This is a genomic window from Mesorhizobium sp. LSJC285A00, assembly GCF_000503155.1.
Lineage (GTDB): Bacteria > Pseudomonadota > Alphaproteobacteria > Rhizobiales > Rhizobiaceae > Mesorhizobium.
Genome location: NZ_AYVK01000065.1, coordinates 1 through 15,150, shown reverse-complemented (window position 1 = coordinate 15,150; position 15,150 = coordinate 1). Strand labels below are relative to the sequence as shown.

At 59.7% G+C, this 15,150-nt stretch carries 14 protein-coding genes and 1 pseudogene; 5 read left to right on the top strand and 10 right to left on the bottom strand.

The window, feature by feature from the left end:
- Positions 1-331: 331 nt before the first annotated feature.
- Together X726_RS138600 and X726_RS138605 are read left to right on the top strand one after the other, a co-directional pair.
- Positions 332-3,238, top strand: coding sequence for an Ig-like domain-containing protein (locus X726_RS138600; RefSeq protein WP_084630980.1), 2,907 nt, complete (start codon positions 332-334; stop codon positions 3,236-3,238).
- A 26-nt stretch (positions 3,239-3,264) separates the two neighbouring features.
- Positions 3,265-3,633: a hypothetical protein gene (locus X726_RS138605; protein ID WP_023673611.1), complete on the top strand. Its 369-nt coding sequence runs from the start codon at positions 3,265-3,267 to the stop codon at positions 3,631-3,633.
- Between the two features lie 510 nt (positions 3,634-4,143).
- On the opposite strand, the gene X726_RS138610 is transcribed toward X726_RS138605, so the two are convergent.
- Together X726_RS138610 and X726_RS1000000170040 are read right to left on the bottom strand one after the other, a co-directional pair.
- Positions 4,144-4,575, bottom strand: coding sequence for a L,D-transpeptidase (locus tag X726_RS138610; protein WP_023673610.1), 432 nt, complete (start codon positions 4,573-4,575; stop codon positions 4,144-4,146).
- Positions 4,576-4,821: 246 nt separating this feature from the next.
- Positions 4,822-5,042: pseudogene (locus tag X726_RS1000000170040) on the bottom strand (chromosome partitioning protein ParB); the annotation flags it as partial.
- 172 nt (positions 5,043-5,214) lie between these two features.
- Here X726_RS1000000170040 and X726_RS1000000171340 point away from each other — a divergent pair.
- On the top strand, positions 5,215-5,367 hold the full coding sequence (locus tag X726_RS1000000171340) for a twin-arginine translocase TatA/TatE family subunit (RefSeq protein WP_023673608.1): 153 nt from the start codon (positions 5,215-5,217) through the stop codon (positions 5,365-5,367).
- 180 nt (positions 5,368-5,547) lie between these two features.
- On the opposite strand, the gene X726_RS138615 is transcribed toward X726_RS1000000171340, so the two are convergent.
- Together X726_RS138615 and X726_RS1000000172325 are read right to left on the bottom strand one after the other, a co-directional pair.
- Positions 5,548-5,769 carry a hypothetical protein gene (locus X726_RS138615; protein ID WP_023673607.1) on the bottom strand — a complete coding sequence of 74 codons (222 nt, stop codon included), beginning with the start codon at positions 5,767-5,769 and terminating at the stop codon, positions 5,548-5,550.
- A 79-nt stretch (positions 5,770-5,848) separates the two neighbouring features.
- Complete coding sequence (locus X726_RS1000000172325; RefSeq protein ID WP_023673606.1) at positions 5,849-6,442, bottom strand: CatB-related O-acetyltransferase; 594 nt, start codon at positions 6,440-6,442, stop codon at positions 5,849-5,851.
- Positions 6,443-6,524: 82 nt separating this feature from the next.
- Here X726_RS1000000172325 and X726_RS1000000170030 point away from each other — a divergent pair, with 82 nt between their 5' ends.
- Positions 6,525-6,887, top strand: a complete 363-nt coding sequence (locus X726_RS1000000170030; RefSeq protein WP_245262725.1) for a glycosyl hydrolase 108 family protein — start codon at positions 6,525-6,527, stop codon at positions 6,885-6,887.
- Here X726_RS1000000170030 and X726_RS138620 read toward each other — a convergent pair.
- The 6 genes from X726_RS138620 to X726_RS138645 form a co-directional block, all read right to left on the bottom strand.
- A complete protein-coding gene (locus X726_RS138620) occupies positions 6,809-7,903 on the bottom strand; it encodes an ABC transporter ATP-binding protein (protein ID WP_023673605.1) in 1,095 nt (364 codons plus the stop codon). The genes X726_RS1000000170030 and X726_RS138620 overlap by 79 nt on opposite strands.
- Positions 7,896-9,566, bottom strand: a complete 1,671-nt coding sequence (locus tag X726_RS138625; RefSeq protein WP_031202992.1) for an iron ABC transporter permease — start codon at positions 9,564-9,566, stop codon at positions 7,896-7,898. Before X726_RS138625 ends, X726_RS138620 begins: the two co-directional genes overlap by 8 nt.
- Positions 9,567-9,686: 120 nt before the next feature.
- Positions 9,687-10,790 (bottom strand): ABC transporter substrate-binding protein, encoded by a 1,104-nt coding sequence (locus X726_RS138630; protein WP_023673603.1) that lies wholly within the window; start codon positions 10,788-10,790, stop codon positions 9,687-9,689.
- A gap of 213 nt (positions 10,791-11,003) precedes the next feature.
- On the bottom strand, positions 11,004-12,107 hold the full coding sequence (locus X726_RS138635) for an ABC transporter substrate-binding protein (protein ID WP_023673602.1): 1,104 nt from the start codon (positions 12,105-12,107) through the stop codon (positions 11,004-11,006).
- Complete coding sequence (locus X726_RS138640; RefSeq protein WP_023673601.1) at positions 12,104-13,510, bottom strand: sensor histidine kinase; 1,407 nt, start codon at positions 13,508-13,510, stop codon at positions 12,104-12,106. Before X726_RS138640 ends, X726_RS138635 begins: the two co-directional genes overlap by 4 nt.
- The gene (locus X726_RS138645; RefSeq protein ID WP_023673600.1) at positions 13,497-14,171 is read right to left on the bottom strand and encodes a response regulator transcription factor; all 675 of its coding nucleotides are present in this window, start codon (positions 14,169-14,171) and stop codon (positions 13,497-13,499) included. The genes X726_RS138640 and X726_RS138645 overlap by 14 nt, the downstream gene beginning before the upstream one ends.
- Before the next feature lie 569 nt (positions 14,172-14,740).
- Between X726_RS138645 and X726_RS0136755 the strand changes: the two genes are divergently transcribed.
- A complete protein-coding gene (locus X726_RS0136755; protein ID WP_031215577.1) occupies positions 14,741-15,070 on the top strand; it encodes a hypothetical protein in 330 nt (109 codons plus the stop codon).
- The last annotated feature ends 80 nt before the right edge of the window (positions 15,071-15,150 follow it).

The following is a 15,150-nucleotide window of genomic DNA, read 5'->3' as shown; positions in this document are numbered from 1 at the left end:
ACCGCCAGCTTCGCAGTCGTCGTCACCGACACTGACGGCGACAGCGCACCGGCCGGCAACCTGGTCATCAACATCATCGACGACGTGCCGACGGCGCATGCCGATACCGACAGTGTAGCCTCCAACCAGTTCACGGCCGAGGCCGGCAACGTGCTGACGGCGGTGGGCACCACCTCGCCGGTGACCGGCATCGATGTCCTGGGTGCAGACGGCGCAGCGGTGGTTGGCGTCCAGGCCGGCGACACCAATGCCGACTTCACCGGCTCGCTCGGCGTGCAGATCCAGGGCACCTACGGCAAGCTGACGCTTAACGCCGACGGCTCCTACTCCTATGTACGCGATGCCGGCTCGCAGGGCGGCCACGACGACGTCTTCACCTACACCATCAAGGACGGCGNCCCCCGCCAGCTTCGCAGTCGTCGTCACCGACACTGACGGCGACAGCGCACCGGCCGGCAACCTGGTCATCAACATCATCGACGACGTGCCGACGGCGCATGCCGATACCGGCAATGTCAACGAGGGCGCTTTGCTCACCGTATTGGCGGCGGCAGGCGTGCTCGTCAATGACGTCGCCGGCGCCGACGGGGCCACGATCGATGGCGTACGGGCGGCGGGCGGCAACACCACGACAGCAGTATCGGGTGGCGTCAACACCGACATTGTGGGCCTGCACGGCACGCTTCACCTCAACGTCGACGGCTCCTACACCTACCAGTCGACGGCTCACAGCATTAACGCGAACACCACGGACGTGTTCGTCTACACAATCAAGGACGGCGACGGCGACTTCTCGACGACGACATTGACCATCAACCTGACGGACGTCAACGATGCACCGGTTGTTGCCAGCACCCAGAACTGGATGTCGAGCGACCCGGGGCAGCAGACCCTTGGCACGCCGACTTATCCCAATGGATATCCGCTGCTGGTCTCGATCCCGACGGATGCGGATGGCGACAACCTGATCGTCACCGCAACAGGGACGATCCCGACTGGGGTGTTCTACTACAACGGCGTGACCTATGTCGCCCTGACAACCGGCACCGTGCTCTACAATCCGTCCGGTGGCATCAACCTGCTGGGTAACCTGGTCTACACACCAACCGCCTCGGTAACCGATACTGTCAACACCAACCTTACGCTGAATGTCTTCGATGGCACCGACACGACTGTCCAGACTGTCGGCATCCACGAAGTGCCCCCGACCAGTCTGCCCAGCGACACTGCTCAGGTGGGCAATGGCAGCAGCCCTCTTACCTCGGGAAATGATCAGGTCACGACCCTGGCCCTGTCACAAGCCACGGTAAATGCTATAATCGCCGATCCTCATAGCGCGACTCTAGTAGTCTATACCGACTTTCAAGAGTCGCCCTTCGTAACGCCGATACCTGTAGCGGAGCGAAATCCCGGCGTGTTCGGAGACAGCAGTGCGGGATCGCATCGCGAACAGGAAGTCCAGGTCGAGATAGTCATAGGCACCAACCATTTCGCAGTTGTCGAAGACGATCTGACCGCCGGAACATTCGAACAGAGCTGGTTCTACGATCCGGCCACCGGCCTGATGAAGGCAACTGTCGACTACGACCATATCTTCCTTCTGGACGGCAGCGGCAACGCCACCTCCACGACGCTTGCCAGCTATTTGATCGCACACCCACCTACAGCCGGCGACTCATGGACGCTGTCTTACTTCGACAATAGTGGTGGCAATTACCAGGCGCGCTCGGTCAGCTTCTCCTTCTTCTCGCATGATCCGGGCGATCCCGGCATCACGGTGAATGGCGACGCCACATTGGCCGACCAGATCTATGGTACGTCCGGTGTCGATCATCTGTCCGGTGGCGGTGGAAACGACATCATTATCGGACGGGGCGGCAACGATTTCCTGACGGGCGGCGCCGGCGCCGACACCTTCCTGATCGGGACTGGGGATTCGACACCCGTTATAGGCGGAACCGGCAATGCCGGGACGATCACCGGCTATGACATCATCACTGACTTCGTCGCCGGGACCGACAAGTTGGCCCTGCCAGGGACTCTGGTGGCCGCCACCGCCGGCCTTGTCGACGGAGCAGGAGACTCCGTATTGACGATCGGCGGAGATACAGTGGAATCTCATTCGGTCACCAACGGCATCGCCAGTTTCTTCGGAACAGATGCCGGCGGCTCGCCGTTGGCTATCACCTCAACCGCAGCTCTCGCGGCGGCTGTCCAATATCTCATGGGCACAGACATCGGAAACGCCGGGGCGACGCTCGCATTCACGGCAACCATCTCGGGCGTAAATCATACGTTCGTCTATACCCAGACAACCACCAATGCCGGCGTAGGAGCACTGGTCGATCTCCAGAACGTCACGGTAGCGAACCTGAACACCCTGATCGGCGGATCGGTCGATCCGATTATCCTGGATCTGAACCATGATGGCTTCGCCTTCTCCGACGTCAGCCATGGCGTCCAGTTTGACATCAATGGTGACGGAACCAAAGACCAAATTGCCTGGAACACCTCGAACGACGGCATGCTGGCGATCGACCTCAACCATAACGGCAAGATCGATGATGGCACCGAGCTGTTTACGCCGAGTTTCGGCGGCGGCCATTTCGCCAGCGGCGCGGCGGCACTTGCATCGCTCGACAGCAATCATGACGGCGTCATCGATCAATACGACGATGCCTTCAGCAGCCTGCTGATCTGGAAGGACGCCAACGCCAACGGCATCAGTGACTCTGGGGAATTGTCACACCTTGCTGATAACGGTATTATTTCGATCAGCACGACAACGACCTCCGCTGTCGGCGAAATCGATGGGCAGGCCGTGGCAAGCAACGGCACCTTCCAGATGGCCGACGGCACGACCGGCAACTATATCGAGGTCGAACTCAACACCTCACTTGTTGCGCCCGTGGAAACGTCCGTTGCCTCCGATGGCACAAGGACCTTCACCATCGGCTCGCTCGAGGTAGCCGACCTGATCGCAGACTTCCACGATGGCGACCAGCTTGATCTTTCCTCGTTGCTCAAAGGCTTGGCTGGCGTCACCGATCTCGTAGGCGGCGGCTTCGTGGAGATCGCGCAGTCCTCGGCCAATGCCGAGGTCAAGGTCGATACCGACGGCGGCGGCGACAACTATCATACGGTCGCCGTGCTTGAGAACTACACATTCCACAGCGCCGCCGATGCGGTCAAAATACTCTACGATGACAGCCACGGCACCAAGACGGACGTGGTCTAAGGGGCGAAAGGGACGGGGTGAGGAGCATGAACAGAGTTTTGCGAGTGGCTTTCGGAGCCGGGCTGCTGTCGATATGCGCGACAGGACTTCAGGCCGCCGACATTATCGAAGGGCCGGTGGCCGACTATTGCCGGACCGTCGGCACGTCGAATTTGGTGTTGAACGACAACATCGTCGATCTCAAGACCGAGGTGGTGAAGCTCATGGACGAGTCGGTGGCCGTCGCCAACAGCTCGGAATGGATCAATTCGTCCCGCCCCGCCTTCATCTGGGCGTCGGAAGCCAAGGTCGCCTGCGGCATGGCCTATGGTTATCTCAAGACGAACTACAAGGACGAAGACACCCTCAACAAGTGCGAGTGCTTCCACGACCGCATGGTCGAGTACATGAACTGACCGGAAGGGATCAAGTCGCGCCGACAGGCTGACGATGACAGCCCACGGGAGATTGTCGAGAGCGATTGCTGGAGCGATCGTACTGGCCATTTCTGCCCCTGAAGCCCGTGTCAATTGGCTGGAACGACCTGCCCTTGAGCCACACGCTTTATCCGGGTCAACGCGGCCGGTTCGCTGTCATGCAGTTCGGGAACTTTTCGCACGGGCAATTGTCCCAAAACGGATGACTACTAGCTGATCTTGGCCCACCACAACCGGTGGATTCCAACGCCGTCGGCTTAGTCCGGACGCCTGACCCAACCCATTCGTGCCCCGACTGCGGGTAAGCCGTCGAGCGGATTGAGCGCGCCTAGTGCGCGGAAAGCCGCAATATGGCCGACGAACTGCAGCACGCATCATCAACGGCCCCGGCGTGATCTCCGTGAAGTCGTTGACCATCTCGCCGGGCGAGAGCCAGCCAAAGGCGGGCACGGCCGCTTGCCGTGGGTGTCTTTTCGTCGGCGCCGAGCCTCAGTCGGTGACGACGATCCGCGTGTTGCCGAAGCCAACTTCCCGCACCATTGAATAGAAGGTCGCGGCATTGGCGGTGTGCAAGCGGACACAGCCATGCGACGCCGGGCGTCCAAGGTATCTCACCGCGCCGGTGCCATGAATGGCATAGCCGCCACGGAAGAATACCGAATAAGGCATAGGCGACATGTCGTATTTGCGCGAATACCACATCCGCGCTGTCCGTTGCGGCCGATAGGCGCCGCGCGGGGTGATGTAACCCTTGCGGGCGGTGGATACGCTCCATCGGTAAAGCACTTGACCATAGCGGCTGACAGTCATGGTCTGCGAAGATACATCAATGGTGGCGACCAGGCCCGCGGCCTTGCCTTCGACAGACGTGCCGAACAGCATCGCAGCAAGTGCTACCGCCATGAGAACAACTCTGTTCATGAGATCAAGCCCCTTTTATGCCCTTTGCCTGACTGCCATCGCGCGGTTTCTTCATCTTTAGCGGCAGGTGAGTGGCGTAACACACAGTCTTTGACGAAATCGCCAATCTAAAGCAGCGGATTTGAACGATTCCCCGTCATAGCTGCCGCGACGACACGCACAATCGATGTAGGCGGCAGGCTTGCACAACCACCCCGTCCACTGCTCAAATCGTCGGATGAACGAACAACACCTGAAGCTGGTTACCTCGCGCGTGATATTCTCATCGAGGCTGATTTCGTGCGGATCGTTCACGGTGTCGATGACACAGCGGATCGGTTCGGTCATCTTGATCTGCTTGCGTTTTTACGCGAAGCAACTGCTCGACCCTGCGGCCTTCGCCAGATGCTGACTAAATGGAAGCCGGTTTCCGCACTTTCGCCGTCAAGCTCCGGCTTCACCACAAGGTTTTGCAGGGGTTGACGGGCGGTCCACATGGCCCGAAATATGAACGGCAATCGCGCGGCCTCATGGTGGAATGGCCCATGCGAGCGGTTTGATGACCGGGCTTGGCGGTGTCGATCGAGGCGTTCAACCGGATCGGTCGCAAAACCGCGGAGAGATTGTCGCTACCGGCGATGTGCGCGAGAGTCCGAACCGATGTTCGGATTTGGCATCACCCACCTGGTGGTCATCTTTGTGGTGGCGCTGGTTGTTTTCGGGCCAGAGGAGCTTCCAAAAGTCATGCGATCGCCAGGGGCGATGATGAAGACATTCAATCGGATCGCTGGTGATTTCGGAAGTTTACAGTGACGATGCGGATGCCCTCAGCCTGGTCCGAGCGCTCCATCCTGCAATCATCTTCGCGCCTACGCCGCGGTGGTATAATTCCTTGTCGCCGTAGGCGATGTACCCGACCAAGTCCTTTCGGCCGCCCAGCAATACCTAATTTTGCTCCACAACCCATTTGTTGTAGGGGCTTGGGCCTGATGATTATCTGGTCCTGCTGTTTTGCCGGTCGCGGTAATTATCGAATGACCAGAGAAAATATTGGTCAACCGCTATGGCGACGAACAGGAAAATAGCCAGCGCGGCAATGCCTGAGAGCCAGTATCCGGCACCCAATCTGTAGGCAGATAGGCCGGTCGCCGCTGCAGCCAGCCCCGCGAAATAGGCATCATACTGGTAGAGCAATTTCAGCGTAAAATTTCTCATCGATCGTTTCTACACCAATCCCTTGTTCCCAGGAAGGTTCAGGCGTGACGACATCGCATCGCGCCGATGGCCCAGATCGCTAGACCTTCCGGCTCGACACCGACTTGGTTCTGGTCGCGTGCTTAGCAATGAAAGTCTCGATCGGACCGGTGAGAATAGCTGCCTCGCTCTTGATCTTATCTTCTTCCCATAGCCACCACTTTATTTCCAGCAACTGTGCAATGACATCAGTAGGGAACCGACTGCGGATGACTCGTGCACGATTGCCGGCGACTATTGAATACGGCTCGACAGACTTGGTGACCACGGAGCCGGCACCCACAACGGCGCCATCGCCAACGGTCACGCCTGGCAATATGATGGCGCCGTGGCCAATCCAAACATCGTTGCCAATCGTAATGCCTCCAGGCTTTCCGGCGTTGGGTATCGGCTCAGGCTGCTTCAGGAGGCGGCTATAAATCGGGAATGAAGTGGCACTCTTTGTCTGGTGTTGACCAGTACACATGAAGAGGACTTGGCCAGCAACTGAGCAGAAGCTCCCCACGTCTAGGGGAGATTCACTAGTTGGGAAAAGCACCTTCCGCCAAGTGACGCCATAGGTGTGGCGGCCGACAGAAACATGCTCGGGCAATTTCGCACGTGCGTCCCGAATCCACTTCGAAATAGCCGACATTCTTCGATCCGCCTCTGCCGAATGGCATAGCCGGAAAACACGCATCAACACAACCCAAGAGGAATTGTAATGGCAGTTTCCCGTGAGAAGGAATCGCTTGCCAAGGTGCTCGCGCACGAAGGCGACTATTCAAAACAATAAGAATGATCCTGGTGGCCCAACATTGAAGGGCGTCACCCAGCGCGTCTATGACGCTTGCTGGGTCGGCAAGGGCCAGACAAAGCGCTCGGTCAAAAGCGTCACGACCGACGAGCTGAACGAGATTTACGACCGGCTCGTTGCCGCGAACGGCTTCTTCTTCCCGGCGGAATTTTTGTGGTCGCCGTTCGCGGTAGCGGGTGGTCGAACTTCAATGCCCGCATCAAATTACTTGGTCGTGCCCAGCGTTCGGCTCCCGCGTTCCGCCGCGAAAACCATCAGGTCCTCGACGGGGAATTCAACGTAGTACTGGCCGGACGGAAGGGCATCGCGGGAATAAGTCCGGACCGTCAGGTCATTGCCTTCGAAAATCACCTCGTGCCGGTCGCCGAGGAAAAGGCTCTCGACGCAGGTCATGGCAATACGCCCCGGGCCGTCCTTCCCGGACCACGTCACCCGCTCAAGCCGGACGAGTGCGGTGACTTTGGTGCCGACGGTCAGCTCCTCCTGAGCACTGCCCACGAGATGGATGCCGTTCGCGACAATTTCCGCACGGTTGCCCTTGATGGCGGCGACCACGCCGTCAAGGCGATTGCTGGCGCCCATAAACTCTGCTGCAAACAGACTCTTCGGCCTGTTGTAGATTTGTTTGGGCGTTCCGTCCTGTTCGATCTGGCCGCCATTGAGCAGCAGGATGCGGTCGGCGAGCGCCATCGCTTCGACCTGGTCATGGGTGACGCACAGTGCCGATAGGCCGAGATTGGTGATGAGGCGACGCAACCAGATCCGCGCTTCCTCGCGCAGCTTGGCGTCCAGATTGGACAGCGGCTCGTCGAGCAGGATCACGTTCGGCTCGTAGACCAGCGCGCGGGCCAACGCGACGCGCTGTTGCTGCCCGCCGGAGAGCTGGTGCGGATAGCGCTCACCTAGTTTGCCGAGGCCTATGCTGTCCAAAGCCTTCTGGACGCGGCTGGCAAGATCCGCCCGAGACACTTTGCGCAGCTTCAGCGGATAACCCACATTCTCCGACACCGTCCGGTGCGGCCACAGCGCATAGGACTGGAATACCAGCCCGAGACCGCGCGTTTCCGGCGCCAGATTGATGTTCTGCTCCGCGTCGAAAAGCGGCCTGTCACCGAGCAGTATCTTGCCGCGGTTGGGTGTTTCCAGACCGGCGACCGCTCGCAAGAGCGTCGTCTTGCCGGACCCGGAGGCGCCGAGCAAGGCGACAATCTGGCCTGGTTCGACCGAGAAGGACACACCTTTCAGGATCTCGAGGGTGCCGTAACTGAGGCGCAGGCCGTCTATGATGATGTCAGTCATTGAGGCGGACTCCAAAGCGCATCGCTACGGCGAGACCGGTCACGATGATGACGGTGTTGATGACGGCAAGAGCGGAGACCAGATCGATCGCGCCGGTGCCCCACAGGGAAACCATGAGCGAGCCGATCACTTCGGTTCCCGGCCCGAGCAGATAAACGCCGGTCGAATATTCACGCGCGAAGATCAGGAAGATCAGCAGCCAGGCCGAGAACATCCCGCCACGGATGAGCGGCAGCGTGATGTCCCTGGCGACCCGGCCTTCGCTGGCGCCAACTGACCGGCCGGCTTCCTCGAGTTCCTTGCCGATCTGCAGGAGCGTTCCGGAAATCAGTCGCATGCCATAGGCGAACCAGACAATGGTATAGGCAAGCCACACCGAGATCATCGTGGCACGCAGAGGCGCGATCGGCTTGAAGAACAGAAAGATCCACAGCATGGCGAGGCCAGCCACAATACCCGGCATCGCCCGCGGTATCATGGCCACGTAGTCGACGACTTTGGTCAGGGGTGCGTTCGAGCGGTGACCGGCGAGTGCCACGGCGGTATAGGCCGCGATCGAAGCCGCACCGCCGATGACCGCAACACCGACCGTGTTGACAATGGCGCTGACGACATTCGGATAGTCAGCGAGATCGCGATAGTGATCTAACGTCAGCACCTCGAAGATGTTCACCCCGACGCCCCAGCTTGTCACCAGCGAGCGAATTGCGACGCCGCCCACCGGTATGATCACCGTGGCCGCGAACCATGCCACTACGAGCGCGAAGGCCGGCCAGCGAAGCGCGCCCAGCCGAATGGGGTTGTGCCGGCTGCCCTTGCCCTTGACAGACACATAGCGGCTGGCATTGCGCAGCATGTAGCGCTGCAGCACCACCAGCGGAAGCGCGATCATGATGATCGCCACCACCACTACGGCCATCAACTGGTAGGAAGGAACCCCGAGCTTGTTGGTGAGCTTGTAGAGATAGGTGGCGAGAACCAACACCCCTTCCGGATCGCCAAGCACCAGTGGCAGGCCGAAAAGTTCGAAACCAAGGAAGAACACTAGAACCGCCGCATAAAGCACCACCGGCATCACCATGGGCAGCGACACGCTGGCGGCGACGCGCCAGGGGCCGGCGCCGACGATGCGTGCCGCCTCTTCCAGGTCGGCGCCGACATTGCGCAGCGCCGCCGACGCATAGAGATAGACATGCGGGACATGGGTGAGCCCGGCGATAATCGCGATCGATGTCACCGAATAGACATTCCAAGGCACGTAGCCAATCACCGACTTGACCGCCAGCGAGACGAAGCCGACTGGTCCCAACGTCATCACATAGCCGAAGGCCAGCACTACCGCCGACATGAACACCGGGATGAGGATGATCGGCTCCAGCCAGCGCTTGCCCGGCACGTCGGTACGCACGATGATGAACGCCAGCAGGATTCCCACCGGAACGGCGATCAATGTCATCCCCACCGCGAGCTTGAGCGAAGTCGTCAGCGCCAGCCAGAAATCCGCATCTGCAAGGATGAAGCTATAAGCCTTCAGCGACAGATGCGCGGTCTTCTGGAAGAACGGGCCGGACAGAAAACTCTGGTAGATGATCAGCGTTACCGGCGCCAACACCACCAGGATGGCGAGGAGATTGGTGCTGACACGAAAGACGCGGAAGGGCATGATCGCCTCGAACAAAGCCGGGGGCCGTCCGCTAGCAAGAGCGCAAGCGCGCCGTTCCGATGGTTCTTAACAGCAAGAAGGGCGGAAGAGCCGATTGTGGCGGCACTCCCGATCAGGCGATTACTCGCCCTTCATGGCTTTCTGCCACTCGTTGAGGAACGCCAGCCGTGTCGTCTCGTCCAGGCCTTCGAGCAGTTTGTCGTCGAGCGCGATCGGATGAACATTTTCGCCGGCAGCGGCCTTTATGGACGCCAGCGTGGTTGCCCCCTCAACGTCATCACGAACGGCATAGAGCTTGATGTCGTTGGCGATCAGCTTCTGCGCGCGCGCCGACAGCAGATAGTCGACGAACAACTTCGCCGCATTGGGATCCTTGGCTTCCGCTGGAATGATCGTGGCGCGGGTGGTCACTAAAACATAATCCTTGGGGATTATCACACCAAGGTTCTCGTCCTTGGCCTGTTTGGCGAGGCCATACGAGCCGAAGATGCCGTAGGCGATGGAATGTTCGCCAGACGTGACCTTCTCAATCATCGAGCCGGCGGAGCTGTAGAGCTTGATATGGGCCTTGCCAAAAGCCTTGTTGAGCGCCCAGGAATCGGTCCAGGTCTTGGCGTCCTGGTTGTAGAAATAGAAGCCGACCCCGGACTTTTCCGGATCGTAGGACGCGATCTTGCCGTCGTAATCGGCGGTCTTGCCGGTCATCAGCTTGAGCAGATCGGCGTGGCTTGCGGGAACATCGCCTTCAGGCACGAGACGCTTGTTGTAGACGAAAGTCACCGGGTCGGCTGTGGCACCATAGATCATGCCCTTGTACGACGCCCAGGCCGGAACGTGAGCCGCCTCGACGGATTTGTACTCCTGCGCATAACCGTCTGCGGCAAGTTTGATCTGCAGATCCGGAGCCGAAGACCAGGCGACATCCGCCGTGCCTTGGCCCGAAGCGGTTTCGGCAATGACGCGATTGTAGAGTTCGGTCGAATTGAGGTCGGAATATTCTACGGCAATCCCGGGGAACGCTGCTTCGAAATCCTTGAGCAAGGGCTGGACCAGCGCCGCATCGGTCGTCGAATAGATGCTGAGGTGTCCTTCCGCGGTGGCGGCGGCCACCAGATCCTTGTAGTTGTCCGGATACCCGGCGGGAATTTCGGCAGCGGGGGCAAGCGTCGCGAAAGCGGCTGACAGCGAAAGCACGGCCGTCATCGTCGCAAGACGATTTTTCATTGAGGTCTCCTCCAAGTTCGCCTAAATCGTACATCCTCCAGGCACAAAAGGCGAGTATCATCCTGACCTGTCACCAACCTGTCACGGCAATGTAGAGGTTTGCTCAGCCGACTTGGGCCCGATGGGTCGTGCTCAGTTTCTCGACGACAGCCGGATCGGCCACATCGACATATCGCTGAGATTGTTGAAATTTTGGAGCGGCATCCTGCGGGGTCACGGTCGCTGGCCCTGGGCACCGATCATCGACTTGCTCCAATCTTCGATGAAGCGGCGGCGCAGCGCCTCGTCCTGTACGGCAAGTAACGCAGGGCCGATGCGAATGGCGCGCGCGATACCAGACTCGCCAAGTGTTTCCGGGCCGTCCGCTCCGTCAGGCAATTGCCCATTCTCGGCGAAGAAAAAGGAACTTTCCCTCGCGACTTTCTGTCCCCGGGCTGACAGAAGGTAGTCGAGAAATCGTTTGGCAAGGGCCATACTCGGTGCCGTCTTCGGAATGAGCGCGCCACGACTGAGTATCAGCGCATAGTCCCGCGGGACAACGACCCTTAAGTCGGAATTGTCCCTGGCCGCCGCATAGGCGTATGACCCGATCATATTGTAGCCAATATACAGGGTCCCGTTTGCAACGTCCTGAAGGGTCTCCGCGGTGCAACAACGAACCACGGTTTCCGCTCGGCTCATGCTTTCCAGAAGCCGACCGTAGACCGCGGTCGTCTGCCGCGCATCACTGAACGCCAATAGGTAGCCGATGCCCGAAAGCCGGATGTCGAACGTTCCGACCCGCCCACGATAAAAATCGATCCGCCGCCTAAGAAGATCGGCGAGTTCGATGTGGGTGCGCGGTACGTCGCCGGACGGCACGAGGCGGGCGTTGTAGACGAAGACGGCCGGTTCGTAGGTAAAGCCGAATACTTCGTCGCGCCAGTTTGCCCAGTCGGCGACATGCGCGGTTTCCGCCGACACGTGCGGCGCCGCGCAGCCGTCATTGGCGAGCTTCACGAGTTGGTCGACCGACGGCGACAACAAGATGTCGCCCAGCACCGCGCCCGTCCGACAGGCTTCGCTGGCACTCTTTTGCAAGTCGTTGGTGACATATTCAACATAGTCGACTGCAACGTTGGGGAAAACGGACTGAAAGTCCCGGATCAGGGGTTCCATCGCCACCAGATCGGTCGCGGCGTGGATCGACAGTCGATCCTTCTCCGGCTGTGGCGAAGGGAAAAATGCGCTGCTTCCTTCAGCAGCTCTTGCCGCCTGATCGACGCACAAAAGGATTGCAGCCAGTAAAGTGAATGCCCGCAATGCTCTCGCTATCATCCTGCCTTCTCTCTGGCGATGGGCAACGTCAAGGTGACGGTGAACCCTTGCGTGCGCTTCCCGCCATCCTCGCTTTTCTCGCGAAAGGTCAGCGCGCCACCGTGAGCCGCCGCCACCTCCGACGCGATGGCGAAACCCAGACCTGCGCTGCCGTCGTGAGATTTGGACGTTTCGAAGCGCTGCGTGACTCGCTCCCACTCGCTCGGCGGAATGCCCTGTCCGTCATCCTCGACCTCGACATGGGCAAGCGTACCGTCGCTGCGTACCCTGACCTCAAGGCGCGACATCACTCCGTGGCGCAGGGCATTGTCGATGATATTGACGATCGCTTCACGCAGGCTGACGGCGTCCGCAAGCACGACAGGTTCATCGTCAGGCGCCTCGAAGGAGACGATGATGTCCGGATCGATAGTTATCGGAACCGCCGCACGGAAAGCGCGCCGTGCGACGTCTGCCAGGTGGTGCGGCTGAAGCTGCACGGAATCGGCACGATGGATGACCATGGCGTGGCTGAGCAACTGGTTGGTCAGGCGCGCAAGTTCGCCGGCGCGCTGCTGTATGCGATCGAGATGCTGGCGGCTCGACTTGTCCAGCTTGGCTTGACTCAACAGATCGAGCTGCGCGGTAAGTGCCGTCAGCGGCGTTCTGATCTGGTGCGCCGCGTCGGCGATGAAGCGCTGCAGGAGTTTCACGCGCTCGTCGAGCCGACTCATGAAATAATTGATGGAAGTAACGAAAGGCCGCAATTCTCGCGGGACGACGACTGTCACGGGCGTAAGGTCTTGTGGATCACGACGGCGAAGCGTCGCTCCCAGATGCTTGACCGGTTGCAGAGAATAGCGAATGGCCACCATCGCCCCAGCCAATGCCAATATGCTCATGATAACCAGGAGGACGGTCGCTCTGAGCGTCAACTCCCCCGCGAGCGCACTGCGCGCTTCCGTGGTCTGCCCAACGATGACATGCGCCCAACCGGATACGGCGGGATCGGATAGAGCGCGAGCCACCACCGCTATGCGGACCGGTTCGCCGCGATAACGCGCCGATTCCAATACCGGGACATCGTGTATTGCTGCCAGATCAACTTCTGTTTGCAGATCGGCATAACCTGTCAGCGTCGCGCCGGAAGGATCGATCACGCGATAGAAGATGCGGTCGCGGCTGGCGAGGCCCAGGAGCTCAAAAGCCGATACCGGCAAGTTGACGATGAGTGAACCGGATTCAACCGTAAGGCTGTCCGCCATCTGGATCGCCGCACCTAGCAGAAGCCGGTCATAGGCGTCATCGGCGGCGGTTCGCGCGTAGTACCACGCCGCACTCACCAGAAGAGCCGCGCCCAGGCCCAGCACCAGCGAGATGCGGACCGCCAGGCGCGTGAAAAGGGAAGGCTCAGCCGGTATCATCGGAAGCCAGCTGATATCCCATGCCCCGCACGGTGACGATCTGCGCCTTGGCGCCTTCCAGCTTCTTGCGCAGCCGGCCGACATAAAGTTCGATCGCGTTCTGATTGACCGGCTCGTCAAACCCAAAAAGCTGATCGATAAGTTCATCCTTGCTGAAGACGCGACCTGGCCGCGACGCCAGTATCTCAAGCAACGTCATTTCGCGTCGTTTCAATTGCACCTCGCGCCTGCCTACCCGGACCGAGCGGCTGGCGCGGTCGAGCACGACATCGCCGCACTGAACGATGTTGGTCGCCTCGCCGCTTTTCCGCCGCAGCAGAACACGGGCGCGCGCTTCCAATTCGCGGAAATCGAACGGTTTGACCAGATAGTCGTCGGCGCCGATATCGAGCGCGCCAACGCGGTCCTCTATCTCCGAACGGGCCGTCAACATCAGAACTGGGGTCGTCTTTCTTGCCTGCCGGAGCCTTCGAACGATTTCGAACCCGTCGAGGCCGGGCAACATGACATCGAGTATGACGAGATCGTAGCTGGTGAAACCGAGGATTTCTGCGGCAGCACGACCGTCCGTCTCCCAATCGACCGCATGGCCGATCGTTTCGAAGCGGCGGCTGATTGCCTCGCCAACGTCGTGCGTGTCTTCGACGAGGAGAATTCGCATGACGGAGCATTTGCACGGAAGCAGTAGCCTATCAAGCGTCGCGCTCGACAGCATCTGCGGATATCAGCTGTTCAGCTTCCAATCATCCGAACGACTGGCTGCGCCATGCCGTCTGCCTTCATTTTGATCTGCGTATACACTGTCGGCCGACGAGGGCGCATCAGGCGAGACAGGATGCCCGGATTGTCGTGACGACAAAATGCAAGCTACGATGTCGACTGTCGTTCTCGCAAAGACACGGTGAACTTTTCGCCTGCATCTTGTTGTCGTTGGCGTCGTCATTTTCATCTTTTGCCTGGTTGCTTGGCAGCGCCCTCCGTTTATCCTCGCAAACGCGGCAGTCTTGGTGGCGATTGTGCCGTTGGTCATGTGTGACGCGGCGGTTTGTTGACTGCGTTGCGCCCTTCCGGATAGCCTTTGGAACAGCTTGGCCTAGCAAATGGCTGGGTCTCGCCTGAATTGAAGAAAAACTCGCCAATTTGTCCAAGGTGTTAGTGCAGCATTGCCCTACCTTATCGCCGCTTGGAGTGTGATCGGCAATCGTGGTACCGCAACGCCGGGAGGCGACGATGCGTGTCATTTTCCGATGTGATCCGATGTTGATCGAGCATTTGCCACGCCCGATCCTCGCGCGCGGTGCTCTACCGGATTGGCTGCGCGCAATGCCCGCCACTGCCTATTCGGCGATCCACGGCCGCGACATTCGCACGTTCAAGCAGTGCCCGCCCGTTATCGATGCGATGACCTATGGCTTCATGATCCTCCTGCCGTGCGACGTCGTCGTCGACAAAGGGACCTTTTCCTGGGACTGGCAGATTCCAGACCCGGTCAGTGAGAACCACCCCCGAGCGCCTTTGAGCTTCCACACGCCGGGGCAGCTCGCCGGCAGCCCGTGGTAGTGTGCTGAGAGTTCTGCAAATTCGCTGAGAGGGGGCGGTCATGGCAGGCTGGTGATTGTTCACGTCACCTGATTCCCGCG